This is a genomic window from Acrocarpospora phusangensis, assembly GCF_016862995.1.
Taxonomy (GTDB): domain Bacteria; phylum Actinomycetota; class Actinomycetes; order Streptosporangiales; family Streptosporangiaceae; genus Acrocarpospora; species Acrocarpospora phusangensis.
This window is the reverse complement of the sequence record NZ_BOOA01000001.1, coordinates 164,368-189,667: the sequence shown is the minus strand read 5'-3', so window position 1 is coordinate 189,667 and position 25,300 is coordinate 164,368. Positions and strand designations below refer to the sequence as shown.

Here is a 25,300-nt window from a genome sequence, read left to right as displayed (position 1 = left end):
GTTTTGGGTGGTCATTGATGATGAGGGTGCGGCACAGACGGCTGGCGACCCTGGGAATCGCGCAGATCTGGCTCGGGGCGGCACTGGCCGTGGGCGCGGTCGCCGCGACCCCGCCGAACGCGGTGACCGCCCGGGACGTGACGGCGGGGACGCTGACGATCGGCCTGGCGGCCCTCGCGGACGCGGACACGCGGGTGTCCGTCGACGGCGGCGCGGAACTCACGCCCGAGGGCGGGGTCCGCTTCCACGCGGCGGGCGGCGCGTTCGACCCGGCGACGGGCGACGCCGAAGTGGAGTACGAAGGGTCTGTCCGTCTCGTCGACGGCCCCCGGACGGTGGTCGTCAGCCGGCCCTGGCTGCACATCGACGGCCGCGACGCCGTGGTACGCGCCGAGCGGGTGACCACGGTCGCGGACCCCACCCCCAGGCCCTCCCCGACACCCACCCCGACACCCACCCCGACGCCGAGTCCGTCCGCCGAGCCCAGCCTCAGCCCGTCCCCGTCCCTGCTCACCGACCCGCCCGCCACCACCGACCTGGTACGGCTGGCCGTCGGCGCCCCCCACCTCAGCGGCCTGACCGTGAGCTGGACCGGGACGGCCACGGCGGCGACCCCGTCACCGAGCGCCGGATCGACCCCCGGGCCGACGGCGACGCCCGGCTCCACCCCGTCCGAAACCGCGACCGCGACCCCAACCGGTAGCCCTTCGGCGAGCACCCCGCAGGCGGCGCGCCTGTCCGCCCAGGACGTGCCCGCGTCGGTCTCGGTCCTGCTCACCCTCAGCCAGGTCGTGCAACCCGACGCCCACCTGCTGCTCACCGAGTCGAGCACCCCGAGCCCCACGCCCAGCACCTCCGCCGGCGGCTCCGGGAGCCCGAGCGCGAGCGCGTCGTCGACCCCGTCCCCCCGCCCCTGTCCCACACCTTCGGCGAGCGCGTCCGCCAGCGCCTCGGCGTCGGCGAGCGCGTCGGCCTCCGCGAGCGCCTCGGCCAGCGCGTCCGCCAGTGCCTCGGCCAGCGCCTCCGCGAGCGCCTCGGCGAGCGCGTCCGCCAGCGCGAGCGCCTCCGCCAGTGCCTCCGCCAGTGCCAGCGCGTCGGCGAGCGCCTCCGCCAGCGCGAGCGCGAGCCCGTCCCCCAGCGCCTCCCCGTGCGTGTCCCCGTCCCCGTCGCGCTCGCCCTCCGCCTCGCCCTCCCGCTCCGGCGGCGGCACCACGCCGTCCCCCTCGCTCAGCCACACCCCGAGCAGGTCCACGTCCACCTTCTACGAGACGGTCACCGCGGTCCCGGCCGGCGACGACGAGGAACTGCCCAAGACCGGGGACGGTTTCGTCGCCCCGCTGACCATGCTGGGCGCGTTCCTGGTCGTGGGCGGCGCGTTCACCCTCCGGGCGGCCAGGCGCGGCGGTTACGTCACGGGCGAGCTCTGACGGTGGTCACCGGTCAGACGGCCCCGCCGTACCAGCACCGGCAGGACGACGACCTCTGGGAGCCGCCGTCGAGGCGGCTCGCCAGGGGCGCGGGCGAGCTGATGGTCACGCTCGGCGTCATCGCGCTGCTCTTCGCCGCCTACGCCGTGTACGGCAAGGCGTGGCGGATCGAAGCCGAGCAGCGCCTCGTGGACGAGCGCCTCGACCGGATCTGGACGGCCGCGAACGCGCCGTCCGCCCCGGCGCCCGGCCTGCCGCTCGCCCGCCTGCACATCCCGAAACTGGACAGGAGATGGGCCGTCGTCGAAGGCGTGACCCAGGCCGACCTGCGCAAGGGCCCCGGCCACTATCCGAAGACGGCCCGCCCGGGGGAGATCGGCAACATGGCCGTGGCCGGGCACCGCATTCCCTCGGTCTTCTGGGACCTCGACCGGCTCCGCACCGGGGACACGATCGTCGCGGAGACCCGGAACGCCTGGTTCGTGTACCGCGTCACCGGGCACCGGGAGGTGCTGCCGAGTTCGGTCGAGGTCGTCGCCCCCACGCCCAACCGCCCGGGAGTGCCCCCGGAACGGGCGATGCTCACCCTGACCACGTGCAACCCGAAGCTCCAGAACTGGCAGCGCCTGGCGGTCTTCGCGGAACTCGCCCGCTCCCAGGCGAAGACGGACGGACGGCCCCCCGAGCTGGAGCTGAAGAAATGATCTATCCCTGGATCTGGGACAAGCTGCCCGGCGGCCGGCTCACCAGGACCGTGTGCGCGATCCTGCTGCTCGCGGCCGCCGGAGGCTTCCTCTGGTACGTGCTCTTCCCGCTGGCCGACTCGCTCTTCGGCCTCGACGAGGTGACCGTGGAACCGTCAGCGGGCCAGCCGTAGGTAGAGCTCCTCGGTCAGGTCGGTGGCGCGGTCCCAGGAGTAACGCCGCAGGACGTCGTCGCGGCGGGTCAGCGCTCCCGCGCGCTCCCGTTCCCGGTCGGCGAGCACGTGCGCGAGGGCTTCCCGCAGCCCGGCCGGGTCGCCGGGGCGGAAGATCCGGCCGCCGGGCCCCTCCGCGGCGATGATCTCGCGGTGGCAGCCGAGGCCGCTGGCGACCAGGGGGAGGCCGTGCGAGGCGGCCTCCAGCAGGGCCAGCGGCAGACCCTCCAGGTGTGAGGGTTGCACGTACACGGCGGCGTGGTGGTACAGCGCGGCCAGGTCGTCGCCGTACACGTAGCCGAGCAGGTGGATGCGCGGGTCCCGGGCGGCCAGCTCGCGCAGGCCGGCGACGTACGCGTCGGTGTAGGCGGAGCCGCCGGCGACGGCGAGCCGAACATCGCCCGGCAGCCGGCTGAACGTCCGGAGCAGCAGGTCGACGGCCTTCTCCGGGACCAGCCGGCCGACGAACAGGATGTAGCCACCGGGCCGCAGGCCGCGGGCCAGCACGGGTTCCGGGCTGATGTCGTCGGGCGGGCGTTCGACACCGTTGGAGATGTAGGTGGCCGCTTCGCCGTACTCGTCGGTGATCTCCCGGGACACGCCGATCACGGCGTTCGGGACCCGCCGGCTCATCCACCGCCCGGCGCGCAGGACGCGCTGCGCGAGACCGCCCCATTTGGCCCGCAGGTCGTCCCAGCCGTGGATCGTCTGCACCACCCTGGAGCCGGTCAGGTAGCGCGGAACCGGCGCGAACAGGCCGGGTCCGAGGGCGTGGTAGTGCACGATGTCGTGGCGTCCGGCGGCGGCCAGGGTGGACGTGAGGCTGTGGGTCAGGGCCTCCATGTGCTTGGTGCCGATCGTGGGCAGGTGGCGCAGGCGGATGCCGTCGAGGCGGTCACGGCGCTCGCCGGAGTAGTTGCCGCGGCAGTACACGGTGACGTCGTGGCCGCGGGCCGCGAGCCGCCGGCCGAGCTGGGCGACGTGGTGCTCGATCCCGCCGTACGTGGCGGGCAGGCCACGCTGGCCGATCATGGCGATGCGGAGCGCACGTCCCGGGCGCCCGGCGGTGGTCGTTGAAGTAGAAATCTTTACGGCACGCATGGACGGCCCCTATAACAACGCAAATAACGCGCTTCCGGGCTGGACGCTAAGGAATCGCCGTCTGGGCGAAAAGGGGTGGCGGTGGTATTCCCGCACTCTTAACGTCCGGTTGGCCTCTTCGTCCCGCTCGCCGGAGGGCAACCCGTTCGTTTACCTGGAATTCATTATCAGGAGCACTCGCGTTGGTGCTAAGCGCACTGATTCGTAAGCCAATAAACAGGTATAAATATCCAGCCAATCGGATATAGCCATATCTCATGACCTGGCGGGGGTCTGATGAAACCGTCCACGACAACCCCTCTCGTCGCCACCGGTCTCCTGCTGGCGTCGGTGATCACGCCGCTGCCCGCCGTCGCGGCGGCCCCGGCCGTGGTGATGAGCGAGCCGGTCACGGGAGCCTCCGTCAAACCCGGCCCGATCGCGCTGCGGGGCACGGCGACGGACGACGCCGGCGTCACCGAACTCTGGCTCGGCATCCAGGACCGGGTCACGCTGCTCTGGTGGCACCCGGACGGCACCTGGGGCGCGTTCGCCCGGGTCCCGGTGACGATCGTGCCGGGCGCCTCCGCCACCTGGGCGTACGACTGGACCGCGGCGGTTCCGGGCGACTACGGGGTGACCGTCTTCGCCAAGGACGCGGACGGCGCGGTCACCTCCACCTGGCGCGCGTTCACCGTCGACAACGTCGCCCCCGACGCCGACTTCACCCAGCCGTCCATCAACGACGAGGTCTTCGGCGTCCGCCCGCTCACCTTCACCGGCTGGGCCTCGGACGATCGCAAGATCGGCGACGTCGGTTTCGCGGTGAGCGACCGCACCACCGGCCAGTGGTACCGGCCGGACGGCACCTTCGGCGACTACCACCGCTACCCGACCTCGCTCACCTCCACGGGGGACAAGACCGCCACCTGGCAGTTCACCTGGACGCCGCCCCGCGCCGGGCAGTTCTCCCTCCAGGCCGTGGTACTGGACAAGGCGGGCAACCCCGACGCGTCCCTGCCGTTCCGGCGGATCAACGTCGACAACGTCGCGCCGGACACCGTGATCGCCGCCCCCGCCTCGATCGACGCGAGCACGCCGCTCGGCACCCCGGTCACCCTCAGCGGCAGCGCCACCGACGACTACGGGGTGACCGGCCTCTGGCTGGCCGTCCAGGACCAGGCCACCCGCTCGTGGCTGCGGCCGGACGGATCGTGGGGCGCGTTCGCCCGGGTGCGGATCCCGGTGGACCGCTCCGGTTCCCCCACCACGTCCTGGTCGTACGCCTTCCGCCCGCCCGCCCTGGGGGCCTTCGTGGTCCAGGTGGCCGCGATCGACAGGGTCGGTCTGGTCGACCAGGACAAGCCGTACCGGGTGGTCACCGCCGTGGCGCCGCCGAGCCCCTCACCGAGCCCCTCACCGACACCTTCGCCGACGCCGAGTCCCAGGCCGAGCCCGAAGCCCACGCCGAAACCCACGCCCAAGCCCACCCCGAAGCCCACGGCGACCGTGATCCACAAGCCGCAGTGCGGGTGGGTCTTCCACCGATCGAGATGGCAGTGGGCGTGCGAGTGACCTCCGAGCCGGTCGTCGTCCTGCACATCGCCGGGGCCGGCCGCAGCGGCAGCACCCTGTTCGGGAGCCTGCTCGGCCAGCTCGGCGACTGCTTCGACGTCGGCGAACTCGGCTATCTGTGGGACCGCGGACTGCGCCAGGACGGCAGGTGCGGCTGCGGCAGCCGGGTCCGCGCCTGCCCGGTCTGGCGGACCGTGCTCCAGGAGACCTTCGGCCCGGACGGCCCCGGGGAGGCGGAGGTGGAACGCCTGGCGCGCTTCCATCGCGCCACCTCCCGGGGCCGGGACGTGGCCTCGCTCTGGTTACGCGGCCGCCTCCGGGAGGAATCACCCGAATACCGGGAGATCCTCGCCCGGCTGATCCGTGCCGCCGCGTCCGTCTCCGGCCGCCGCGTCGTGGTCGACTCCACCAAGCCCGTGGCGTACGGGCGGCTCCTGGACGATCTCCCGGGCGTCGAGCTCCGCGTGATCCACCTGGTCCGCGACCCGAGAGCCGTGGCGTGGTCCTGGCTCCGCCGCAAGAAGGGCACCGGCGCCGACACCATGCGCACCCGCCCGGTCCTGACCACGGCGGCCATGTGGAACCTGGGCAACCTCGCGGCCGCCGGCAGCTGGGCGGCCGACCCCGGCCGCTACCTGCTGATCCGGTACGAGGACCTCATCCGGGAGCCGGTCAGGTGGCTGCGCGCCGCCGCCGGGCTGGCCGGGATCACCGACGCCGAGCTCCCGCCGATCGCCGGCTCGACGGTCCGGATGAGCCCCACGCACACCGTCGCCGGCAACGTCGGCCGCCACGACTCCGGCGAGATCGAGCTGCGCCTGGACGCCGAATGGTCCCGCGCGCTGCCGCCGGCCAAACGCCTGCTGGTCGAATGCGCCACCTACCCCCTCCGGAACCGCTACGGCTACCGGAGCGCCCGGTGATCCGCGGGCGGCGCGCCGCCGCGCTCGTGCTGCTGTTGAGCGCGGTCACCGGATGCTCGACCTCCGCGGCACCACCCGGCCCGGTTCCCGCCACCGCCAAGGTCGGCAGTCCGTTCGGCCTCAAGTGGGACGGCTACCAGCATCCGCCCAGGTACGACGCCGACATCGGCGCGTACGCGGGCGGCGCCACCTTCCACGACATCGTCTGGTGCGCGGTCGAACCGGACCGGGGCACCAGGAACTGGGCGCTGGACGACCGTGTGGTCAGCGACCTGCTCGCGGTCCGCTACCACGTGATGATCAGGATCAGGATCGGCACGTGCTGGGCCACCGGCGACCCCGCCGATCCCGCCCCCCGCGCCGCCGCCTCCCGCCCGCCCGCCGACCTCTCCCGCTACGAGGCGTTCGTCGAGGATCTCGTCCGCCGGTACGCCGCCAAGGGCGTACACCAGTACGCGATCGAGAACGAGATCGACGCGGAGAACTTCTGGGCGGCCGACCCGGCCGCCTACGGCGAGGTCGGCCGCGCGGGCGCGGCGGCCGTCCGGCGCGGGGACCTCACCGCGATCGTCACCGACCCCGGGCTGTCCAGCTCCAGCTACGGCATCGCGGTGGCGCGGGCCGACGATGTCGGCGCGCGCCCGGCCGAGGCCCTGCGCGTCTACGCCGCCTACTACGCCCGGCGGGGCACCGGGCGGTTCCCCCCGGCCGCCGACCTGGACGGCCTGCGGGCCGCCTTCGGCACCCCGGCGGGCCGGCGGGCCATCGCCGCCCACCAGACCGTGCGCGAGTTGGGCACGGACGGCGTCTTCGACGTCTACCAGCTGCACTACTACGACCCGTGGGCGCTGCTGCCGGAGATCCTCGACTACATCAGGCGCGACCTGCCCGCCGCCACCCGGGTGGAGGCGTGGGAGGTCGGCACGTTCTGGCCCGGCCCGGACTACGACGAGGACACGCACGGCACGGAGACCGCCAAACTGGTCGTCACCCTGCTCGCGGCCGGTGTGCGCCGAGTCGTGTACCTGCCGCTGTACTACCGTCCCGGCACGATCGCCCCGCGCGAGACCTGGCGCGGCCTGTACGGCGCCGACGACAGACCCCGCCCGGCCAAGACGGTGTTCGACCAGCTCAGGCTGCGCACCGCGACGGGCAGGTGGGGTCCGCTGGACCTGCGGGGGGTGGCCGGGGGCGTCGTCGATCTGGGGGACCGCACCGCCTTCGTCGTGTGGAGCGCGGACGGCTCGGTGGTGCCGCTCGCGTTCGGCGAACCGGTGGGCGCGGCCGAGGTCGTCGCGCTGCCGTCGGGAAAGCCCAGAACCTGGGGTCCGGGACCGCTCCACGTCGGTTCCGACCCGTTGCTCGTCACCCTGCCCACCCCGTTCGACCGCGCCAAGCGGTGGCTGGAGTCCCCATGAGTCTCGTCCGGGCCGGGTCCGCGCGCGCGGCCGCCGGCTGGATCGCCGCCTTCGCCGCGGCGGCGGCGCTGGCCGCCTACAGCGGGATCGCGTTCGCCGTGGGGGAGCCGAGGGGGACGGTGGTCATCCCGGTGGCCGTCGCGCTCAGCCTGGCGCTCGGCCTCATCGCGCTGACCCGGTTCTTCGTCTTCGTCCTGATCGTGCTCGGGGTGCGGGCCAGCCTGGACGCCACCAAGCTGGCCGGGTCCATCAGCCCGTCGGGTGGCGGCGAGACGGCGGCCAGCTGGCTCGATCCCTCGTCCATGCTCGGCGCGCTCTTCATCGTCGCCGGGCTGGCCTGGCTGGTCGCGCAGGGCCGCCGGGCCGAACCGGCGCCCCGGCTCCTGCCGGTCGCGGCCGGCCTGTTCCTGGTGGCCTGCGTGCTGAGCGCGCTGGGGTCGCTCTCCCTCGGCACGAGCGCCGGGGAGGTGGTCCGGATCGGCGCCGTGCTCGTCATGATCTTCGTGGTGGAGCGGCTGGCCGACCAGGACCCCGCCCGGATCCCGCAGCTGCTGATCGCGGTCTTCGCCGCCGCCGTGCTGCCGTCGCTGGTCACCGTCCAGCAGCTGCTCACCGGTGACGGGCTGGTCGAGCTGAACGGCTCGCTCCGGCCGCACGGCACCTTCTGGCATCCGAACGCGCTCGGCATGTTCTGCCACGTACTGATCATCGCGGGTGTGGCGATCTTCCCGCATGCGGGGCGGAACGCGAAGATCGCGATCGGTTCGGTGCTCGCGCTGGCCGGGGTCGCCCTGCTGGGCAGCGGCGCGCGCGGAGCGATGATCGCCGCGCTGGCCGGCCTGGTGGTGGTCGGGCTGCTGCAGAACCGGCGGCTGCTCGTCGGGCTCGGCGCGCTGGTGGTGGCGATCGTGGTCGCGGTGCCCGCCGTGGCGGACCGGTTCGCCGATCTCGCGGAGACGCGGACCGAGGGCGGACTGGAGGCCAACTCCCTGGTCTGGCGATTCGATCACTGGAGTCAGGCGCTGGATCTGCTCGGGCTCAATCCGGTCACCGGCACCGGGCTGGGCACGACGCGGCTGCTCATCTACAAGGAGGTCCACAACGACTACCTGCGGGCCCTGGTGGAGAGCGGACTGCTCGGCCTGGTGACCTATCTGGGGCTGCTGGCCGCGCTGGTGATCACCGCGGTTCGCGCGCTGCGGGCCACCGGGCCGGCCGGCGGGCTGGAACGCGGGTGCGCGGTGGCCTTCGCCGGGTGCGTGATGGCGCTGCTGGTCTCCGCGATCTCGGACAACGCGATGACGTCGGTCGTGGTCATGTGGTACTTCGCGGTGTTCGCCGGCATCGCGGCTCGACTCGGAGTGAGGGCGGCCCGATGAGGATCCTGCACGTCAACAAATTCGTCTACCGCCGTGGCGGGGCGGAGTCGTACATGCTGGATCTGGCCGGGCTGCAGGCCAGGCGGGGGGACGAGGTCGCGTTCTTCGGCATGGCCCATCCCGAGAACCTGCCGACCGGCTACGACCAGCATTTCCCGAAATTCATCGACATGAATCCGATGCCGCGGGGGCCGATCTCCAAGGTGCGCGGGGTCGGGCGCATGATGTGGTCGACCAGCGCGCGGCGGGGCATCGCGCGGCTGATCCAGGAGTTCCGGCCGGACGTCGCCCACCTGCACAACATCTACCACCAGCTCAGCCCCTCGGTGGTGGCCGCGCTGCGCGACGCGGGGGTGCCGATGGTGATGACTCTGCACGACTACAAGCTGGCCTGCCCGTCCTACTCCTTCCTCGACCACGGCCAGATCTGCACCGCCTGCGTGGACGGCGGCATGGGCGAGCCCATCCGCCGGCGGTGCAAGGACAACTCGCTGGCCGCCAGCATCGCCGTCGCCACCGAGACCTGGCTGCACCGCCGCTTCGGCGCGTACGACTCGGTCGGCGTCTTCATCAGCCCCAGCAAGTTCCTGGCCGGGCAGCTGACCAGGGCCGGGATCTACGCCGACCGGCTCCAGGTGCTGGACAACTTCGGCGACCCGGCCTCCACCGCGGCCAAGACGGTGCCGGGCGGCCCGCTCGTGTACGCCGGGCGCCTGCACCAGGGCAAGGGCGTGGACACCGCCATCCGCGCGGTCGGCCTGCTCGGCGCGCAGGGCCGCCTGGTCGTCGCCGGCGACGGACCGGAACGGGAGTCCCTGGAAGCCCTGGCCAGGCAGGTCGCGCCCGACCGGGTCACCTTCCTCGGGCGGCTGCCGCGCGAGGAGGTGCTGGACCTGATGCGCTCGGCGACCGCGCTGGTGCTGCCGTCGCGCTGGTACGAGAACCAGCCCATGACGATCCTGGAGGCGTTCTCGTGCGGGGTCCCGGTGATCGGCACCGCCATGGGCGGCATCCCCGAACTGGTCACCGACGGCGCCACCGGCCGCCTGATCGCCGCCGACGCGCCGATGGAGCTGGCCTCCGCCGCGCTGGCCCTGCTCCGCGACCCGGTGGGCGCGCTGGCGATGGGCCAGTCCGCGCGCTCCCTGGCCATCCGCAGGTTCGTGCCGGAGGGCCACACCAACCGGCTGCGCGAGTTCTACGCCGAGGCGGCCCGGCTGACCAGGAAGGCGTCATGACCGCCGGCCAGGACCAGGACCTGGGACGCCGGATCAGGCAGCGGTTCATCGGCCGCCCGGACTCGGTCAACACGAAGCTGCGGACCCGCCGCTTCCACCTGCTGCTCGAACGTTTCCCCGGCCTGGCCGACATGGAGGTGATCGACCTCGGCGGTTCGGTACGCACCTGGACCCGTGCCCCCGCCCGACCGGCCCACGTGCACCTGCTCAACCTCGAACCGCCGGTGGACGACGCGCCCGACTGGATCACCGTCCAGCTCGGCGACGCCTGCGACCTGCCGCGCAACCTGGCCCACCGCAGGTTCGACCTGGCCTTCTCCAACTCGGTGATCGAGCACGTGGGCGGCCACGAGATGCGCCGCCGGTTCGCCGCCAGCGTGCACCAGCTGTCGGAGCGGCACTGGGTGCAGGCGCCGTACCAGTACTTCCCGCTGGAGCCGCACTGGCTGTTCCCGCTGTTCCAGTTCCTGCCGCTGCCGCTGCGGACGGCGGTCGCCGCCCGGTGGCCGCTGTCCTGGGGGACGCGGCCGAGGACCCGGGCGGAGGCGCTGCCGAAAGTGCTGGAAATCGAGCTGATGACCCGCACCCTGATGCGTTATTACTTTCCCGACTCCGACCATCTCTCCGAACGCCTCTTCGGGCTGCGGAAATCACTCATCGCCGTACGCGATTAGCCCGCCGGCTCGTGCGGAAGGACCTCGACGACACCCGCGGGGTCCTTTGCCGATTTCGACTCCCGGTCCAGGGTGTAGGCGAAAGTCCCGGCCGTCGTGAAAGTGTGGCTGAATACGTCTCCGGGTTTCAGCGCGCCCGACGGCGGCGTGCCGTCGATCAGCCGTACGGTCACCTCGCCGCCCGAGTCGTTCCGCCAGGCGACCGCCTCCCCGACACCGGAGACGAGCAGCTTCGGCACCGCTCCGGTGCTGGTTATCCGTACCTCGTGGCCGAAGGCGGCGGCGGTGTTCACGGGGGCGGGGGTCGTGGCGGCGGGCGCGGCGGGCGCGGGGGAGCAGGCGGTCGCGACGGCGAGAGCCGTACCGATGACCAAGAGCTTTCTCATGGGATGGCAGTGTCCGCACCGCAGATGCATGCGGGGCCGACGTGAAATGCCAGGGCGGTAAACGGCAGGGGAAGATAAACACCCGATCGATAGTCCTGAAATGTCGCCTGAAAGCAGGGTATTCGTTTCCCTTTCCGTCGTTCCGGGTTTGTTGGCGGCGGGTGGATCTTTGGCAATATCGCCCGTGTCAGTAAGGCCGAGAGGATAGAGGGTTCCATGTCCACCGAAATCCAGTCAGTCACCCGGGGGCGGCTGCGCCGCCTGGTCCGGCGCATGGGCGCCGTGGCCGTGGCCGCGGTCACCGTGACGGCGCTCGCCACCCCCGCCTGGGCGCTTCCCGACTTCGCCGACGGCAAGATGAACAGCATCATCCGGGGCTCGGGTTCCGACACCACCTTCTTCGCCATGCAGGCCATGGACGCCGCGTTCAACGGCTCGCCCGGTTGTGAGCTGGTGGTGCCTCCGGCGGTGCCGCAGTACACCTGCCTGGCCGACCTGCCCACCACCGTGCAGACCGAGAACTACGACCACGAGGTGGCCGTGAGCCAGTTCCCGCAGGGGTCCTCGGCCGGGTTGCGCCAGCTCTGCCAGCAGAACGACAGCCTGGCCGGCGTCTCCCCGGTGAGCTACGCGCGTTCCTCGTCCTCGGTCAGCAGCATCCCGTCCCAGTGCAACGCCGGCGACCAGCTCCGCTACGTCGGCTGGGCCAAGGACGCCATCGGCATCGCCAAGTGGCTCGGCGGCGCCTCCGGCCCGGTCACCAACCTGACCCACGCGCAGCTCCAGGAGATCTTCCGGGACGTCTCGGGTGACGGCTGCGCCGAGGACTGGGGCGACTTCGGCGGCACCCCCGGCACCCCGATCAAGGTCCACGGGATCCAGACCAGCTCCGGCACCTACGCCACCATCACCTCCTTCCTCGGCGGCGACGCGAACGCCTGCGTCGCGGCCACCGGCGGCCTGGTCCTGTTCGAGAACGACTGCACCGAGATCAACAACCTGCCCGCCGCCGACAAGGGCGCCTCGCTCTGGCCGCTCTCGTTCGGCAAGTACACCACCGGCGCCGCCAACTGCACCGACGCCGCCACCGACCTGATCAGCGTCGGCGGCATCACCGCCACGCCGACCACCATTCAGAACGGCACCTACCAGTACAACCGGACGCTGTACAACGTGTACCGCCGCGGCGGCCCGGGCTGGATCGAGGGCTACATCGGCGAGAACGGCTGGATCTGCAAGCCGAACGCCGTGCACAGCAAGAAGCCCGGCGACACCAACCCCGGCATCGCCAACCCCAACGTCGACCGCAACTGGGGTCTCGCGGTCGACAAGGTCATCACGGACGCGGGCTTCGTCAAGGTCAACCCGACCGGCAACAAGTGCAACTTCGTGAACTTCAACTAAGCCATTCCCCCAAGCCGGACCCGGTGGGCTCGCCGGGTCCGGCTGCCCCGTTCCCTCCGGAGGGTCTTCGGTGCTCAGCTTCGTGGTCGGAACCGGCCGGTGCGGGTCCACGCTGGTGCACGAGGTGCTGGCCAGGCACCCCGACGTCGGCTTCGTCTCGAACCTGGACGACAGGTACGCCCGCCTCCCCGCCTCGATCCGGCGGCGCAGCGGCGTGATCTACCGCAGGACGCCGCCCTGGCTCAACGCCAAGGGCCGGCCCCGGTTCGCCCCCTCCGAGGGCTACCGCGCGCTGGCCAGGGAGGTCGGTCCCGCGCTCGTGGACCCCGAGCGCGACCCGCGTGGCGAGGACGTCACCCCGTGGCTGGCCGGGCGGCTCCGCGCGTTCTTCGACGACCGCGCCGCCGCCGAGGGCAGCCCGCACTATCTGCACAAGTTCACCGGCTGGCCCCGTACCGGCCTGCTGCGGGAGGTCTTCCCGGCCGCGAAGGTCGTGCACATCGTCAGGGACGGCCGGGCCGTGGCCAACTCGTTCCTCCAGATGCCCTGGTGGCGCGGCCATCTCGGCCCGTCCGGCTGGCATTTCGGTCCGCTGCCCGCCGAGTACGCCAGGGACTGGGAGGACTCGGGACGCTCGCAGGTGCTGCTGGCCGGGCTGGCCTGGAAGCTCCTGCTGGACGCGTACGAGCGGGCCAGGACGGACGACTGGCTGGAGATCCGCTACGAGGACGTGCTCGACGACCCGCGGAAGCACTTCGGGATCATGCTCGACTTCCTCGGCCTGCCCTGGACGCCGGCCTTCGAACGGGGCTTCCGCCGCCACACTTTCACCGGCTCCCGCGCGGAGGCCTACCGGCGTGACCTCACCGCCGCGCAGCTCACCCTGCTGACCGGTGCGCTCCGGACGCATCTGGAAGCGTGGGGTTACCCGGTCTGACCCGCAGCGTCCGCGCCGGGACCCCGCCCGCCACCGTGCCCGGCGGCACGTCGCGGGTCACCACCGCCCCGGCCGCCACGATCGCCCCGCGTCCGACGGTCACCCCGCGCAGCACGGTCACCCCGTGCCCGATCCACACGTCGTCCTCGATGACGACGCCGGCCGTCTCGATGCCCTGCCCGATCATTAGCGCCGCCGCGTCGCCGGCCCGATGGTCGGTGTCCCGGATGGACACCGCCTGCGCGATCATCACGTTCGCGCCCACCACCACGGAGTCGTTGACGCCGATCACCGAAAGGCTCCCGACGAAGGAGTTCGCTCCCAGGACGAACCGCCCGCCGCCCTGGATGATCACCGACCCCTCCAGGTGGGCCCGGGGGCCGAGCTCGATCCTGAGCATGTCGGCGCGGGCGCGGCCGTCCCTGAACCAGAACGGCCGCAGCTTGACCGGCCCCCAGACGCTGCTGGTCGGGTGCATGCGCACGAACGGCGCGTACCGCACCCGGAACAGCAGCGTCCAGCAGCCGATTCCGGCCAGCCGCCAGGCCCGGTACCAGCCCCGCACCATGGCCAGATAGGCCGGATACATGCTCAGACCCGCTCGGGCAGCTGCTGGGGGGCCGGAGGGAGCAGCTCCTCCTCGTCCCGGTCCCGGCGGCCCGTCCGCAGCAGCTCGCGCAGGCCGAGGGCGACGATGGCCAGCAGCACCCCGACGCCCGCGCCCATCGCGCCGGCGCGGATCATGACGGGGGCCTTCGGGATCGCCTCGGCCTCGGTGGTCAGCGGCACGATCGAGGCGCGCGCCTGGGACAGCCGGCCCTCCACCTCGCGGAGTTTGGCGTAGGCGTCGATGAGGGAGCGGTTGGCCTGGTCGGCCCGGTTCTGCAACATCATGAACGGCACCACCTGCGTGGCGATCGCCTTCTGCTCGGCCTCCCGCTCGCGCAGCGCGCGGGCGATCACGCCGCGCCTGCGGTTGCCGGACGGGGCGATCAGCTCGGTCTTCAGACGGGTGATCTCGCCGAGCAGCACCCGGTAGCGGTCGGGCACCAGACCGCCGGTGGCCATCGCGTCGGAGACCGCCTCGGCCCGCTCGTCGGCGGCGGCCTGGGCGCCGTCCACGTTGCCGCGGGCGCGCTCGATGTTGGGGCCGAGCAGCTCGTTGGCCGCGGTGACGGCCGCCGCGCTGGTCACCTTGGGGGCGGTGGCCCGGTCGTCGCCGGTGAACACGACCTGGACCACGTTGCCGCGCTCCTTGTCCTGCGACGGCCGTTCCGTGGTGAGACCGGCCCGGATGACGGCCACGTCCACGCCGGTGTCGCGGGCCACCGCGTTCACGACCGAGGGCGAGTTGATCAGGCTGCGGAAGGTGGCCACGCTCTGCTCGGCGGTGGCCGCGCTGGCGGTGTCGGAGGGCGCCGGGATCTGCAGTTCGGTGACGTGCCGGTAGGTGGCCGGCTGGATCGCCGCCCAGCCCAGGCCGCCGCCCGCCGCGACCAGCGGCACCAGGAGGAGCGGCACGAGGATCCCGCGGTGCCGCCGGCCGTACGCGTTGAGTTCCATGGAGGTTCCTTGAGGAGAGGGTGGGATGTGAAGCAGGGTCCGGAACTGGGCGATCCACAGGATCAGCCCGGCGAGGTGGGCGAGCCCCAGGCCCAGGACGGCGCCCGCCGCCCCCGCCAGGGAGGCCCCCGCCACGCTCGAAGCGATGTAGAGCGGAACCAGCAGCAGGCGCACCACGGCGCTGCGCCGGGCGTCGCCGAGCGCCCGCAGGCCGACCACCGGGCCGGTGATCGCGGCGATGCCGGTGTAGAGCAGCGCCTGCGCGAGCAGCACGTCCTCGGCGATCGACCAGGTCTGCCCGACCAGCGCCCGGCCCCACGCGTCCGGGATCAGCAGGACCACCGCCGAGTAGCCGAGGGAGAGCAGGACCAGCAGCCCCGACTGGGCGAACACCGCCGCCCGCAGCGCCGCCGCCGACCTCCGGAACGCGCCGACCGCCTGCGGGATCGCGACCAGGTATCCGGCCTGGAGCACCACGTTCAGCCCGCCGAAGAGCACCTCGGCCGCCCGGATCGCGGCCAGCGCGGGCAGCCCGCCCACCCAGCCGACCGCCAGCAGGGTCAGATTGCGCCCGCCCGCCCGCGCCGCGAAGTCGACCGTGTAACTCGGCAACAGGTCCCGGTGCTCCCGCAGCCACCGGCCCGCCCGCCACGGCGACGGCGCCAGCCCGGCCTGTACGGCCCCCGCCACGCACGCCACCAGCGCCGCCGCCCCCCACGCGGCCACGAACCACCCGACCTGCGGCCGGTCCGCCGCCATCACCCCGCCCACGCAGGCCACCTGCGCGAGCGCCCACACCAGGTCGTTGACGATCGCCTGGCCCGGCCGTCCCGCCGCCAGGAAGACGAACCGCCAGGCGTCCTTCAGCAGCAGCGCGGGCAGGAAGAGCCCGAGCGGCACCACCGCGTCCGCGATCGCGCCGCCGGCGGGCAGCGCCACCGCCACCATGCCCAGGCCGCCCGCCACGCCGATGACGATCGCCACCCCGGTGGACCGCCGCGCGCCCTCCCGGTGCGCGTCCCCCGGCACGTGGCTGTACCTGACCAGCAGCGGCTCGCTGGCCACCGCCCGGGACAGCCCCACCGCGACCAGATAGAGCGTGTACGCCACCGCGAACGCCCCCAGCGTCCACGGATCCACCTCGCGGGCCACCACGACGGTCAGCGCGACGTTGGTGGCGCTCGCCACGGCCTGGTCGGCGAACCCCGCCAGCGACTTCAGCCCGTTCCTCGCCATGTCAGGGCGTCTCAGTACGTCGAGGGGATCAGCCGGGCCAGCGCCTCGAACCAGAGCAGTCCGGCGGCCAGCAGCGGCGGCGTGGTGATCAGATACGCGGAGGTGCGCCGCCACCGGCGGTAGAGCTGGATCGTTCCCGCCAGCAGCGCGAACAGGGCGGCGCCCCAGCCGAGCGCGGGCCACCAGGCGGTGGTGTCCCGCCCCAGCCCGAGCTCGTCCGCCTTGGGCTGCGACGGATCCACGGTCTTGAGCGAGGCCGGCAGGCCGTCCAGCCGGGACACCACGGCCAGCCGGCCGCCCTGCCCGCCGTTCTCCGCGGTGGTGAGCAGCGTCAGCCGGTTGACGAAGGTCTCCTGGCCGAGGAAGTCGTCGTGGCCGGTGCCGGCCTCCTCCACCAGTTCGACGGTGAAGGTGAACCGGCCCTCCTGGGTCGTCGCGATGACCTTGTCCCCCGGGACCATCTCGGCCAGCCGGTCGAACGGGCTGCCGTAGAGGGCGCGGTGCCCGGCCAGGACGGCGTTGCCCGACTGCCCCGGCATCGGGGCCGGGCGGTAGTGGCCGACGGCAGCCCGCAACTCGGCGGTGCCGGTGCCCTGGACGACGACTTCGCGCAGGCCCAGCTTCGGGATCTCCAGGAGGGCGATCGGTTTCCCGCGGGGCGGGATCGCCGTGAGGTCCTTGTCCGTGGCCTGGGGGGCGGCGGCGATCGTGGCGGCGGCGGTGAAGTCCTCGTTGAGTTCGTCCAGCATGATGCGCTGGTTGCGTTCGTACATCAGGTGGCCGAACCAGGACGCGTACCAGGAGAAGGCGAGCAGCAGGACGCCCATGATGGTGATCGCGCTGATCGCGGCCCGGCCCATGCGCTTGATCTCGTCGGGGAGGCCGCCGAGGGTTTCCGCGACGCTTCGCCGCTTCCGGACGGGCGGGGCCGTCATCGGCGGCGGCCACGCCGCGGGCATCACCGGCGTCCCCACCGGCCGGCCCGCGGGCTGCGGTGTCGGTTGCGGTATCGGTATGACCGGTTGCGCGGGCGCCATCACGAACTGGCCGGGCGCGACCTGGATCCAGGACGCCGCGCCCATCGGCGGATACGGCTGCGGATATGGCTGTGGATACGGGTAGGGCGCGGTGGCCGGGGTTCCGCCGAGGCGGAGCAGGGCGCTGTCGTAGCGGATGCGCAGGCCGGTGGTGTGCTCGCGCAGCGACTCGTCGTCCCGGGGGGCGGCGAGTTCCAGCTGGCCCAGCAGGACCGAGGCCGAACCGGCGATCACCAGCGCGTTGGCGTGCTCGTGCGGGGCCATGCCGCTCGCCGCGCGCGCGACACTGGCCTCCAGGCGTTCGATCGTGCGGGCCGCCGTCTCGACGGCGACCGACAGCGCAGGGTCGTTCGCGGTCATGCCGGAGTGCCTGTCCCGCCCGGATTCTGCTGCGGGGCCGGTTCCGGCCGGCGGCGGGCCTGGAGCACCTGCCAGTACTGGTAGCCGCGCCACGATCCGCCGACCATGACCCCGAGCAGTCCCAGCACCAGGAGCACGCTCAACGGCACCACGGCCGCACCCTCCGGGATCTTCCCGGCGCGTACGGAGCCTTCGTCCTGCACGAGGTTGACGGGTGCGTCGGAAGGGGTCTCCGAGGGCAGGGCGCCGCCCGTACCGGGATCGGTGGGAGACGGGTCGACGGGGACGTCGCCGGGCGTTTCCACGACCGGATCGTCGTCCGCTCCACTGTCGTCACTTCCGCCGCCACCAGATCTGTCCCCACCGGATCTGGGGGAGTCGTTCCGCTCGCTGGGCGTGGAGGAAGGGCGCGCGGGCGGGCTCGGCGTCACGGTGACGCGCACGGTGACCCGCTCGCCGTCACGGATGTCGGCGTCGTCGACGGGAGCCTGCCGCTCGCCGGTCTCGGTGAAGGTCCGGCCGTCGTTGTCGCCGCCGTCGACCTGGGAGCCGCCATCGGCCCCGTCGTCGTCGTCATCGTCGTCGGCCGGCGGCGTCGGCGTGCTGGAGGAGGTCGGCGTGGGCGACGGAGAGGGGCTCACGCCGGTGGCCGACTCGAGGTCCTCGGCGATGGCCAGGGACTGCTCCCGGAGGGCGTCCGGCAGTTCGGCCCCGCCCAGTTCGGCCACCTTCGCCTGGGCCGCGTCGCCGACGACGTACCGGAGGAACCCGGCGACGGCCAGGCGTTTGCCCTCGGGCAACGGGTTGGCGCCGTCGCTCCCGTTCGCCGGGACCGCCAGGTAGTGGATCATCGGCATCGGGTACGCGCCGGCGGCCCCGGTGGCGCCGAACGCCGGGGTCCGCGTGCCGTCCGCGTTCTCCGTCATCAGGCCGAACCCGGCCAGGATCGAGGCCGCGTCCGGCGGCACGTACTTTCCGGCCGCGTTGCGCAGCGGCGACACGCCCAGCGGGAAGCCCCGCTCGGCCAGCGCGCCCACTTCGGTGACGTCCACGTAGCCGAGCCCGCCGGTCTCGCCGCGGACCCGGGCCGCGTTGGGGTCGTCGTCCTTGACCGTGCCGTACCGGCTGGCGATGCGCTCGCTGGCCTCCCAGCCGAAGATGTAGCCGCTGTAGCCCGGGTAGAGCGGCACCAGGCGGGTGCTGCCGGGCGGGGTCTCGAAGAGCTTGCCGTACTGGTCGGGGGTGAGGTTGGCGGCCATCCACTGGGAGAGCAGCCGGCTCTGGCCCGACGCGCCGAGCCGTACGCCCCGGTTGACGGTCTTCTTGGGCGGGAGCTCGCAGCCGCGGTTCTGGGCGGCGAGCAGGGTCGGACGGGTGGACCCGCCGAGGGATCCCCACCCGGGCACGTGGGTGGCGGACTCGCCCGAGTCGCCGTTGAGCATGCGGGCCACCGTGTCGGCGTCCAGGCGGGCGTCCCGCACGATCGCCCCGGCGTACTCGGCGCTGTTGGCGATGGCGAGCGCGGTGAGGGAGATCGGCGCGTACACCACCTTGCCGGTCAGCGCGCCGCTGTCCGGGGTGTCGAGCAGGTCGAACGGCACGCTGGTGACGGTGAAGTCGGCGCCGCGCGCGAACGCGCTGTCGAAGCCGGCCTTGAGGCTGGTCGCGCCCAGTTCGGACGTGGAACGGGTGACCGAGACGTCGACGTGCCGGGGGAGTTGGAGCGCGCCCTCGGTCCACGCCTCCATGACCGCCGCGATGTTGCTGCTCCCGGAGAGACTCACCTGGTCGCCGAGGCGGGGGGTGGTGGGCGGGTCGGGGAGGGGCGGGATGTTCGGTTCCGGCACCGGCGGTGGCTCCAGCGGCGGGATGTGCGTGGTGATCGGCGCTCCGGCGGCGTCGTTCTTGAAGCGGAGCAGGCCGCTGATCGCGGCGACCGCCACCCCGGCCGGGTCGCCGGGCGCGGTGGCGCGGGTGCGCGCGGTCGGCGGGGCGGTGGCGGGGTCCAGGTCGAGCGGCTGGCTCCACTCGCACTCGCTGACCACGATGGTGCAGGTCAGCTCCTGCGGCCTGGTCTTGTTCTGGCCGTTGCACGGGAACGGGAGGTTCGCGGCCCGGCCGCCGTTCTCCCACTCGGAGACCACGCTGGGGTCGATGATGCCGACCCGGACCGGGAAGGCCGCCGAGCCGGTGCCGTCGGGCCCGGTCATGCCGCGGACGCGGGTCTGGTGGGCGCACCCCTTGCGGTCGTCCCAGACCGGGAGCTGGCCGGTGATGCTGAAGTACATCCGGGACGGGTTGACGCACTGGGTGAGGGAGACCGCGGTGTTCGGGGCGAAGTTGCGCCACCGGACCGTCACCGTCTGGCCGGGGTCGAGGTCCACGACGCCGGGACCGTCGGCCCGGGTGCCCCCGGCCGGCTCGGTCCAGACCTCCACGGTGGGCAGTTCGGCCGCGGCGGCGGCCATGGCGCTGGTCGGTTCCCGGGGGGGAAGCGTCAGGACGGCCGCGGCGATCGCGATCGCCCCCACGACGGCGATAGTCCTGCGTGACGCTCGCAACACGGTGCTCTCCACTGGCGAATGGCAGTAATCCCCCAAAAGAAAAGCGTTCGGGTAGGCCCCCGGCAATGGCATCGACGCCCGCAGATGAGTGTTCACTGGCGCGTCGCGCCGCGGACACGGGAATCGCGGCGGAATTCACCTGACCTCGTCATTCGCCGCGACTGGCAATTGTCGCGCCCGTTCTCGTTAACCCGGGATTGGTGATGCGGACAGCTCACCATGGCGACACTTCGGACTGTCATATGCCTTCGAGAGGCTTAGTGAAAGGAAGACGGTGGAAGCGAACGACTCCGAGGGACCCACCGGCCTCGCGGCCCTCGGGCTGGGGGAGCCCCCGGAAGCGGACGGCCCGCGCCGGATCGAGGCCAGGATGAGCCGGAGCGACCGCTTCTACCGGGCGCTGGCGACGACCGGGGCCGGGATCACCCTGCTGATCATCGTGCTGATCGGCGTCTTCCTGCTGCTGGAGGCGCTGCCCGCGTTCCGGGCCGCCGGGTTCGGCTTCCTGACCACCCAGCGCTGGGACCCCGACTCCGTGCCGCCCGAGTTCGGGGTGGCCGCCATGATGTACGGCACCGCCGTGACCGCGATCGTGGCCATGCTGGCGACCGTGCCGCTGGCCCTCGCCACGGCCGTCTTCATCAACGAGTACGCCCCCAGGGCGCTGCGCGCCGCGCTCACCTCGCTGGTCGACCTGATGGCGGCCATCCCCAGCCTGATCTTCGCGCTCTGGGGGCTGTTCTTCCTGGTCCCGTGGCTGCAGCCGATCGAGGGCTGGCTGGTCGCCCAGCTGGGCGGCACGCTCCCCTTCATGCGGGCCATCGCGACCGGCTCCTCGCTCTTCAACGCCGGCCTGGTGATCGCGCTGATGGCCATCCCGATCACCACCTCGATCATTCGCGAGGTGCTCTCGCAGGCTCCCCGGCACGAGTGCGAGGGCGCGCTGGCGCTCGGCGGCACCCGATGGGGCATGATCACCACGGTCATCCTGCCGTTCGGGCGCACCGGCATCGTCGGCGGCTCGATGCTCGGGCTCGGCCGGGCGCTCGGCGAGACCATCGCGGCCACGCTGATCCTCAACATCCGCTTCGAGATCAAGCCGCAGATCCTGGAGACCGGGGGCATCACCGTGGCCAGCGGTATCGCCGTCGAGTTCTTCGACGCCCAGGAGCTGGGCCTGAGCGCGCTCATGGCGGCGGGTCTCTCGCTCTTCCTGGTGACCATCGTGATCAACCTGCTGGCCGCGACCGTGGTCGAGCGCGCGAAGTCGGCGGCCTGACATGGCCGCGACCCGCGCGATCGCCCCCAAGCCCGACGAAAAGCCTGATATTTCGGATAAATCGGCAGAAGTGGCGATGCGGGCGCCCCGGCGGAGGCCGCGGGCCTGGCGCTGGGCCGATGTCGGCGAGTTCGCCGGATCCGCCGCCTCCGCGCTGCTGCTGACCTGGCTGATCTTCGACAGGTTCCTCCCGTTCCGCATCCAGGGCGTGGCGTTCGCCGTCGCCTGGTACGCGCTCACGCTCCCCATCTACTGGCTGGTCGTCCGGGACGGCCACGGCCCGGTCGCCGCCCGGGACCGGCTGGCCTCCATCCTGATCACCACCGGCGCGGCCCTGGCCCTCTCCCCGATCTTCCTGGTGGTCGGGTACGTCACCATCCGCGGCCTGGGCGTGATCGACTTCGGCTTCCTGACCGAGACCATGGAGCTGACCGGGCCGCTCTCCGAGGCCGGCGACGGCGGGCTGCTCCACTCGCTCGTCGGAACCCTGCAGCAACTCGGCATCGCCACCCTCATCGCGGTGCCGCTCGGCGTGCTGACCGCCGTCTACCTGAGCGAGATCACCGGCCCGCTGGCCCGCCCCACCCGGCTGGTGGCCGACGCGATGACCGCGCTGCCCTCCATCGTGGCCGGGCTGTTCGTGTACTCGATCGTGGTCATCCGGACGGGGTGGGGGTTCTCCGGGTTCGCGGGCAGCCTGGCCCTGACCATCCTGATGCTGCCCACGGTGACCATCGCGGCCGAGCAGGTGCTCCGCGTGGTGCCCGGCAGCCTGCGCGAGGCGGCGCTGGCGCTCGGCTCGCCGTACTGGCGGAGTGTGCTGCTGGTGGTGCTGCCGACCGCGCGGGCGGGGCTGGCGACCGCGGTGATCCTCGGCATGGCCCGGGTGGTCGGGGAGACCGCGCCGGTGCTGCTCACGGTGGGCGGGACCAACATCCTCAACGTCAACCCCTTCTCCGACTACCAGGACAACATCCCGCTCTTCGTGTTCAACCAGATCAGAAGCTCCAAGGAGACCTTCGTGGAACGTGCCTGGGGCGGCGCGCTGCTGCTGCTCATCCTCGTGCTGGTGCTGTTCGTGCTGGCCCGGCTGGCGGGCGGCGCCGGCCCCGGCGGGAAGAGCCGCCGCCGGAGAGGGGCGGCGAAATGAGCACCCAGGAGACCGAGGCCCGCCAGGAAGCCACAGCTGTCGTCCAGCCGGCCGGGGGGACGCTGCGCGGGGTCGGGGTGTCGGCCTGGTTCGGCTCCCGCCGGGTGCTGGAAGGCGTCGACATCGACATGCGCGCCGGGGTCGTGACGGCGCTGATCGGCCCGTCCGGCTGCGGCAAGTCCACCTTCCTGCGGATCCTCAACCGCATGCACGAGCTCGTCCCGATCGCCACGCTGGCCGGGAGCGTGCTGCTGGACGGCGACGACATCTACGGCACCGCGCTGCCCATCACCGAGGTGCGGCGGCGGATCGGCATGGTCTTCCAGAAGCCCAACCCGTTCCCCGCCATGACGATCGGCGACAACGTCATGGCCGGGCTCAAGCTGACCGGCCGCAAGGCCCCCAACCGGGAGCAGCTCATCGAGGAGAGCCTGCGCCGCGCCGGCCTCTGGAACGAGGTGCGCAACCGCCTGAACGCCCCGGCGGGCGGGCTCTCCGGCGGCCAGCAGCAGCGGCTCTGCATCGCCAGGTCGCTGGCGGTCCGGCCGGACGTGCTGCTCATGGACGAGCCCTGTTCGGCGCTCGACCCGACCTCCACCCGCCGGATCGAGGAGACCATCCATGAACTCAAGGACCAGGTGACGATCGTGATCGTCACCCACAACATGCAGCAGGCCCAGCGGGTCTCCCAGCACTGCGCCTTCTTCCTGGCGGCCGAGGACGAGCCGGGCCGGGTCGTCGAGCAGGGCGCCACCGAGCACATCTTCGGCTCGCCCGAGGACCCGCGCACCGCCGACTACGTGAACGGGAGGTTCGGATGAGCCGCGTCGTGGTGTCGCTGCTGATGGTCGCGCTCTTCCTGGGGGCCGGGCCCGCGCCCGCGAGCGGCGCGGACCTGCCGACCGTGAACGGGGCCGGGTCCACCTTCGCCTACCTGGCGATCCAGCAGTGGATCGTGGACGTACGGCGGCAGGGGCTGTCGATCAACTACCAGCAGGTGGGGTCCACCGCCGGGCGGGACCGGTTCGCGAAGCGGGAGAACGCCGACTTCGCGTCCAGCGACGTGTCGTACCGGTTCCCGGAGGGGCTCGGGACCGAGGCGGTGCCGGAGTTCCCGTACACGTACATGCCGCTGGTGGGCGGGGGCACGGCCGTCATGTACAGCATCAAGGACAACGCCGGGCAGGCCATCACCGGGCTGAAGCTGTCCGGGCCGCTGCTGGTCAAGATCTTCACCAGCGCGTACTACACCCAGTACCGCGGCGAGCCGGAGATGTTCTGGGACGACGCCGACATCAAGGCCGAGAACCCGGAGATCGCCGCCCGGCTGCCCCACCACCCGATCTACCCAGTGGTGCGCAAGGGCGGCTCCGGGACGACCTCGGTGTTCACCGAGTACCTCAGCAAGCAGGCGGGGGACCGGTGGCGCGGGTACATGGAGGGCGGCTGCGCCCGGAGCGAGGGCTGTCCCGGCCTGCCGCCCGCCTCCCCGTCCGAGGACTGCAAGAACAACACCTGCGGCGCGACCGACGAGTGGCCGGAGAACCGCGGCTCGGGCGTCGAGTACAAGAACGGCTCCGACACGGTCGCCATCACCGTGCAGCAGGGGCAGGCGGGCAAGGGCGCCATCGGGTACGCCGAGTACGCCTACGCGATCCAGGTCGGCCTGCCGGTGGTCAAGCTGAAGAACGCCTCCGGCAACTACGCCGAGCCGACCGCCTGCAGCCAGGCCATCGCCCTGACCGCCGCCCGCCGCAAGAGCGACGGCACCTACGACCTGACCGACGTGTACGCGCATCCGCACGCCAACGCGTACCCCATCTCCAGCTACAACTACATCATCGTGCCGACCGACGGGTACGACGCCGCCAAGGGCGAGGTGATCAGCAAGTTCACCCTGCACGCGATCACCGACGGGCAGAAGAACGTCGACCAGATCGGCTACTCGCAGCTCCCGACCGAGCTCATCAACCAGGGCCTGAGCGCGCTCGCGTCGGTGCCCGGCCATCCGGCGCTGCCCACCGCCGGTGACCAGTGGGGCCAGTACTACAAGAGCCTCGCCCTGCCGAACGGGCAGAAATGCGGCGAGGAGGGCGAGGAGGCGGTCGAGGAGAATCCGCCCGGAAACAACAACCAGAATCAGAACAACGAGCAGAACAACAATAACAACGACCAGAACAACGAGAACAACAGCAACAACAACAGCAATAACAATAACAACAACAATGCGCAGAACAATTCGGCCAGTCCCAGTGCGAGTCCTTCCCCGGGAGCAAGTGGTTCCGGGGGCGGCGGGTCAGGCGGAAATCCCAGCGAATCCGCCAAGCCCGGCGGCTCCAGCCCGACCGGCGGCTCCGGCAAGCCGGGCACCGGCGGCACGGGGGACACGGGCGGGACGGGCGGCCTCACGCCGGACTCCGAGGACGGCGGCGGGGGCGACGCCCCGGGCACCGGCACGCCGACCGGCCAGGAGACGCCGGCGGTGACCGGCGAGGGGACCACGCCCGGCGTCGCCACCGACGGGCAGGTCCTCCCGCTGGCCGGCTCGGGCACCGGCGGCGGCAACAGCAGCATCAATCCGCAACTGGCCGGCGGCGCCGCGGTCGAGGTCAAGAAGGTGGCGGAGGCCGCCGGCACGCCCTGGACGCTGCTCACGATGGTCCTCGCGCTGGTCGCGGTCGTCTTCGGTCCCGCCCTGGCCGGGACGGTGGCCCGGCTGCGCCGCGCCCGCCGGCACTGAGAGACAGGCCATCG

General features: G+C 72.3%; 21 protein-coding genes. 15 read left to right on the top strand and 6 right to left on the bottom strand.

Annotated features, from left to right (window positions below):
* Positions 1-26 precede the first annotated feature (26 nt).
* The 3 genes from Aph01nite_RS00800 to Aph01nite_RS00790 are packed head-to-tail and all read left to right on the top strand — an operon-like array spanning position 27 to position 2,304.
* A complete protein-coding gene (locus Aph01nite_RS00800; protein ID WP_204038722.1) occupies positions 27-1,427 on the top strand; it encodes a hypothetical protein in 1,401 nt (466 codons plus the stop codon).
* A gap of 2 nt (positions 1,428-1,429) precedes the next feature.
* The gene (locus Aph01nite_RS00795; RefSeq protein ID WP_204038721.1) at positions 1,430-2,131 is read left to right on the top strand and encodes a class E sortase; all 702 of its coding nucleotides are present in this window, start codon (positions 1,430-1,432) and stop codon (positions 2,129-2,131) included.
* Positions 2,128-2,304 carry a hypothetical protein gene (locus Aph01nite_RS00790; protein WP_204038801.1) on the top strand — a complete coding sequence of 59 codons (177 nt, stop codon included), beginning with the start codon at positions 2,128-2,130 and terminating at the stop codon, positions 2,302-2,304. The genes Aph01nite_RS00795 and Aph01nite_RS00790 overlap by 4 nt, the downstream gene beginning before the upstream one ends.
* Here the strand turns inward: Aph01nite_RS00790 and Aph01nite_RS00785 are convergent.
* Positions 2,287-3,375, bottom strand: coding sequence for a glycosyltransferase family 4 protein (locus tag Aph01nite_RS00785; RefSeq protein WP_204038720.1), 1,089 nt, complete (start codon positions 3,373-3,375; stop codon positions 2,287-2,289). The two genes, Aph01nite_RS00790 and Aph01nite_RS00785, sit on opposite strands and share 18 nt — an antisense overlap.
* A gap of 345 nt (positions 3,376-3,720) precedes the next feature.
* On the opposite strand from Aph01nite_RS00785, the gene Aph01nite_RS00780 reads away from it, so the two are divergent.
* Genes Aph01nite_RS00780 through Aph01nite_RS00755 form a run of 6 tightly spaced genes read left to right on the top strand, consistent with a single transcriptional unit; the run spans position 3,721 to position 10,630 of the window.
* Positions 3,721-4,998, top strand: coding sequence for an Ig-like domain-containing protein (locus Aph01nite_RS00780; RefSeq protein WP_204038719.1), 1,278 nt, complete (start codon positions 3,721-3,723; stop codon positions 4,996-4,998).
* Positions 4,983-5,921 carry a sulfotransferase gene (locus Aph01nite_RS00775; RefSeq protein ID WP_204038718.1) on the top strand — a complete coding sequence of 313 codons (939 nt, stop codon included), beginning with the start codon at positions 4,983-4,985 and terminating at the stop codon, positions 5,919-5,921. The genes Aph01nite_RS00780 and Aph01nite_RS00775 overlap by 16 nt, the downstream gene beginning before the upstream one ends.
* The gene (locus Aph01nite_RS00770; protein WP_204038717.1) at positions 5,918-7,339 is read left to right on the top strand and encodes a hypothetical protein; all 1,422 of its coding nucleotides are present in this window, start codon (positions 5,918-5,920) and stop codon (positions 7,337-7,339) included. Before Aph01nite_RS00775 ends, Aph01nite_RS00770 begins: the two co-directional genes overlap by 4 nt.
* On the top strand, positions 7,336-8,718 hold the full coding sequence (locus tag Aph01nite_RS00765; protein ID WP_204038716.1) for an O-antigen ligase family protein: 1,383 nt from the start codon (positions 7,336-7,338) through the stop codon (positions 8,716-8,718). The genes Aph01nite_RS00770 and Aph01nite_RS00765 overlap by 4 nt, the downstream gene beginning before the upstream one ends.
* Positions 8,715-9,956, top strand: coding sequence for a glycosyltransferase (locus tag Aph01nite_RS00760; protein WP_204038715.1), 1,242 nt, complete (start codon positions 8,715-8,717; stop codon positions 9,954-9,956). Before Aph01nite_RS00765 ends, Aph01nite_RS00760 begins: the two co-directional genes overlap by 4 nt.
* Positions 9,953-10,630, top strand: a complete 678-nt coding sequence (locus Aph01nite_RS00755; protein ID WP_204038714.1) for a class I SAM-dependent methyltransferase — start codon at positions 9,953-9,955, stop codon at positions 10,628-10,630. The genes Aph01nite_RS00760 and Aph01nite_RS00755 overlap by 4 nt, the downstream gene beginning before the upstream one ends.
* Here Aph01nite_RS00755 and Aph01nite_RS00750 read toward each other — a convergent pair.
* Positions 10,627-11,016, bottom strand: coding sequence for a cupredoxin domain-containing protein (locus Aph01nite_RS00750; RefSeq protein WP_204038713.1), 390 nt, complete (start codon positions 11,014-11,016; stop codon positions 10,627-10,629). The genes Aph01nite_RS00755 and Aph01nite_RS00750 overlap by 4 nt on opposite strands.
* 216 nt (positions 11,017-11,232) lie before the next feature.
* Between Aph01nite_RS00750 and Aph01nite_RS00745 the strand changes: the two genes are divergently transcribed.
* Entirely contained in the window at positions 11,233-12,420 is a 1,188-nt protein-coding gene (locus Aph01nite_RS00745) for a substrate-binding domain-containing protein (protein WP_204038712.1), read from the top strand.
* Between the two features lie 70 nt (positions 12,421-12,490).
* The gene (locus Aph01nite_RS00740) at positions 12,491-13,357 is read left to right on the top strand and encodes a sulfotransferase family protein (RefSeq protein ID WP_204038711.1); all 867 of its coding nucleotides are present in this window, start codon (positions 12,491-12,493) and stop codon (positions 13,355-13,357) included.
* On the opposite strand, the gene Aph01nite_RS41960 is transcribed toward Aph01nite_RS00740, so the two are convergent.
* From Aph01nite_RS41960 to Aph01nite_RS00720, 4 genes are read right to left on the bottom strand one after another with little or no spacing between them, the layout of a single operon-like run.
* Entirely contained in the window at positions 13,299-13,946 is a 648-nt protein-coding gene (locus tag Aph01nite_RS41960; protein WP_275418169.1) for an acyltransferase, read from the bottom strand. The genes Aph01nite_RS00740 and Aph01nite_RS41960 overlap by 59 nt on opposite strands.
* Before the next feature lie 2 nt (positions 13,947-13,948).
* Positions 13,949-16,156, bottom strand: a complete 2,208-nt coding sequence (locus Aph01nite_RS00730) for an MATE family efflux transporter (RefSeq protein ID WP_204038710.1) — start codon at positions 16,154-16,156, stop codon at positions 13,949-13,951.
* 11 nt (positions 16,157-16,167) lie between these two features.
* On the bottom strand, positions 16,168-17,553 hold the full coding sequence (locus tag Aph01nite_RS00725) for a sortase (protein WP_204038709.1): 1,386 nt from the start codon (positions 17,551-17,553) through the stop codon (positions 16,168-16,170).
* Positions 17,550-20,084, bottom strand: a complete 2,535-nt coding sequence (locus tag Aph01nite_RS00720; protein WP_204038708.1) for a hypothetical protein — start codon at positions 20,082-20,084, stop codon at positions 17,550-17,552. Before Aph01nite_RS00720 ends, Aph01nite_RS00725 begins: the two co-directional genes overlap by 4 nt.
* A gap of 307 nt (positions 20,085-20,391) precedes the next feature.
* Between Aph01nite_RS00720 and pstC the strand changes: the two genes are divergently transcribed.
* Genes pstC through Aph01nite_RS00700 form a run of 4 tightly spaced genes read left to right on the top strand, consistent with a single transcriptional unit; the run spans position 20,392 to position 25,286 of the window.
* Positions 20,392-21,396 (top strand): phosphate ABC transporter permease subunit PstC, encoded by a 1,005-nt coding sequence (gene pstC, locus Aph01nite_RS00715; RefSeq protein WP_204038707.1) that lies wholly within the window; start codon positions 20,392-20,394, stop codon positions 21,394-21,396.
* A gap of 1 nt (position 21,397) precedes the next feature.
* Positions 21,398-22,546 carry a phosphate ABC transporter permease PstA gene (gene pstA, locus Aph01nite_RS00710; protein ID WP_204038706.1) on the top strand — a complete coding sequence of 383 codons (1,149 nt, stop codon included), beginning with the start codon at positions 21,398-21,400 and terminating at the stop codon, positions 22,544-22,546.
* Positions 22,543-23,367 carry a phosphate ABC transporter ATP-binding protein gene (locus Aph01nite_RS00705; RefSeq protein ID WP_204038705.1) on the top strand — a complete coding sequence of 275 codons (825 nt, stop codon included), beginning with the start codon at positions 22,543-22,545 and terminating at the stop codon, positions 23,365-23,367. Before pstA ends, Aph01nite_RS00705 begins: the two co-directional genes overlap by 4 nt.
* Positions 23,364-25,286 (top strand): phosphate ABC transporter substrate-binding protein PstS, encoded by a 1,923-nt coding sequence (locus Aph01nite_RS00700; RefSeq protein ID WP_204038704.1) that lies wholly within the window; start codon positions 23,364-23,366, stop codon positions 25,284-25,286. The genes Aph01nite_RS00705 and Aph01nite_RS00700 overlap by 4 nt, the downstream gene beginning before the upstream one ends.
* The last annotated feature ends 14 nt before the right edge of the window (positions 25,287-25,300 follow it).

Bases quoted from the DNA above. Each gene is read 5' to 3' on its own strand.
- Aph01nite_RS00790 (WP_204038801.1), top strand. From the start codon at position 2,128: ATGATCTATCCCTGGATCTGGGACAAGCTGCCCGGCGGCCGGCTCACC.
- Aph01nite_RS00785 (WP_204038720.1), bottom strand. From the start codon at position 3,375: ATGATCGGCCAGCGTGGCCTGCCCGCCACGTACGGCGGGATCGAGCAC.
- Aph01nite_RS00780 (WP_204038719.1), top strand. From the start codon at position 3,721: ATGAAACCGTCCACGACAACCCCTCTCGTCGCCACCGGTCTCCTGCTG.
- Aph01nite_RS00765 (WP_204038716.1), top strand. From the start codon at position 7,336: ATGAGTCTCGTCCGGGCCGGGTCCGCGCGCGCGGCCGCCGGCTGGATC.
- Aph01nite_RS00760 (WP_204038715.1), top strand. From the start codon at position 8,715: ATGAGGATCCTGCACGTCAACAAATTCGTCTACCGCCGTGGCGGGGCG.
- Aph01nite_RS00755 (WP_204038714.1), top strand. From the start codon at position 9,953: ATGACCGCCGGCCAGGACCAGGACCTGGGACGCCGGATCAGGCAGCGG.
- Aph01nite_RS00750 (WP_204038713.1), bottom strand. From the start codon at position 11,016: ATGAGAAAGCTCTTGGTCATCGGTACGGCTCTCGCCGTCGCGACCGCC.
- Aph01nite_RS00745 (WP_204038712.1), top strand. From the start codon at position 11,233: ATGTCCACCGAAATCCAGTCAGTCACCCGGGGGCGGCTGCGCCGCCTG.
- Aph01nite_RS41960 (WP_275418169.1), bottom strand. From the start codon at position 13,946: ATGTATCCGGCCTATCTGGCCATGGTGCGGGGCTGGTACCGGGCCTGG.
- Aph01nite_RS00730 (WP_204038710.1), bottom strand. From the start codon at position 16,156: ATGGCGAGGAACGGGCTGAAGTCGCTGGCGGGGTTCGCCGACCAGGCC.
- Aph01nite_RS00725 (WP_204038709.1), bottom strand. From the start codon at position 17,553: ATGACCGCGAACGACCCTGCGCTGTCGGTCGCCGTCGAGACGGCGGCC.
- pstA (WP_204038706.1), top strand. From the start codon at position 21,398: ATGGCCGCGACCCGCGCGATCGCCCCCAAGCCCGACGAAAAGCCTGAT.
- Aph01nite_RS00705 (WP_204038705.1), top strand. From the start codon at position 22,543: ATGAGCACCCAGGAGACCGAGGCCCGCCAGGAAGCCACAGCTGTCGTC.
- Aph01nite_RS00700 (WP_204038704.1), top strand. From the start codon at position 23,364: ATGAGCCGCGTCGTGGTGTCGCTGCTGATGGTCGCGCTCTTCCTGGGG.